Origin of the sequence: Microcystis sp. LEGE 00066 (assembly GCF_015207925.1) — a bacterium.
Classification (GTDB): Bacteria; Cyanobacteriota; Cyanobacteriia; order Cyanobacteriales; family Microcystaceae; genus Microcystis; species Microcystis ichthyoblabe_A.
Window position 1 is genome coordinate 1 of record NZ_JADEVX010000344.1, and the last position, 1,633, is coordinate 1,633.

At 38.0% G+C, this 1,633-nt stretch carries 1 protein-coding gene; it reads left to right on the forward strand.

Features of this window, described 5'->3' with window-relative positions:
- Positions 1–148: 148 nt before the first annotated feature.
- A partial coding sequence (locus IQ224_RS23360; protein WP_194033550.1) for an IS1634 family transposase occupies positions 149–1,633 on the forward strand: 1,485 nt, incomplete at its 3' end.

A 1,633-nucleotide genomic window follows, 5' to 3' on the forward strand; every position in this document is an offset into this window, starting at 1 on the left:
CTGAACTTCCCCCATACATATATACCACAATAGCTGAAAACCCTTATCCATCAATGGATGCACCCCCTTAACTTATCTTAATGTACCCATGTAATTTGTAACATTTCTTAATGGACAAGAATTCTCTCCCTTTGCTAAAATGATAGCCATGTATATAGAAAAAGTTCCTAACCGTAATTCCCCCCCCGCCGTTCTTCTTCGGGAGTCCTACCGAGAAGGAGATCAAGTCAAAAAAAGAACCCTGGCCAATCTCTCAAAATTACCCGATGATATTATCGACAATCTAAAACTGGCTCTTAAAGGAGCAACACTGTCCATGAATGAAGGCATTCCCAATCATTTTGAAGTGATTAGAAGTCTTCCTCATGGTCATGTGATGGCTATTTTAGAGACGATTAAAAAATTAGGTTTAGATAAAATAATCAGTGAAAAATCCTCACGAATCAGAAACTTAGTGGTGGCGATGATTGTGGCAAGAATCATCAATCCTAAATCGAAACTAGCCACAGCGAGAGGGTTTAATAGCGAGACTGGCAGTCAGAGTTTAGGACAATTGTTAGACTTAGAGAAAGCCGATGAAGACGAATTATATAACGCCTTAGATTGGTTATTAGAAAAACAAGAGAAAATTGAGAAGCACCTAGCACTTAAACACTTAGAATCAGGAACACTAGTCTTGTATGATGTCACTTCTACCTACCTAGAAGGAAATGGTTGTGAACTGGGCAAATATGGTTATAACCGAGATAAAAAGAAAGGGAAAACTCAAATAGTTTTTGGTTTGTTATGTTCAGCTAAAGGTTGTCCGATAGCGGTAGAAGTCTTTGAAGGAAACACCTCAGATGGTGCTACTTTAAGCGGACAAATTGAGAAAGTCAGAAAGGGTTGGGGGATTGAGAATGTTGTCTGGGTAAGCGATAGAGGAATTTTAACCAACTCGAAAATCAACGAATTAGTAAAACCCATAGAAGGATTAGACTATATTACTGGTTTAACTAAGCCTCAAATTCGGAAACTGGCTGAGGTAGAAGTGATTCAATTAGGATTATTTGATCAGGTAAACTTGGTGGAATTTGAGAGTGAAGATTATCCCGATGAAAGATTAATTGCTTGTCGTAATCCCTTCATTGCCCAGAAAAATCAACAACAAAGAGAGGCATTATTAGAAGCGGTAGAGAAGGAACTAGATTTGATTGTTCAGGCGACTCAAAGGGAGAAAAGAGCTTTAAAGGGTCAAGATAAGATAGCTTTGAGAGTGGGCAAGGTTCTTAATCAGTTTAAGGTCAATAAATACTATAACTTAGAGATAACAGAGGAAGGATTTTCTTATCAGCGTCAGCTGGAATTAATCGCTCAAGAAACGGCTTTGGATGGTGTGTATGTGTTAAGAACTTCTCTGGAGTCAACTTTGATGGATGCAGCGACGACGGTTAAAGCTTATAAAAGTTTGTCTCAAGTGGAGGAGGCATTTCGCTGTTATAAGTCAATTGATTTAAAGGTACGTCCTATCTATCATTATAAGGGTGATAGAGTCAAAGCTTATATCTTTTTATGTATGTTGGCTTATTATGTGGAATGGCATTTAAAACAGTGCTTGGCTCCTTTGTTATTTGAGGATGAAGAAATTGATGAT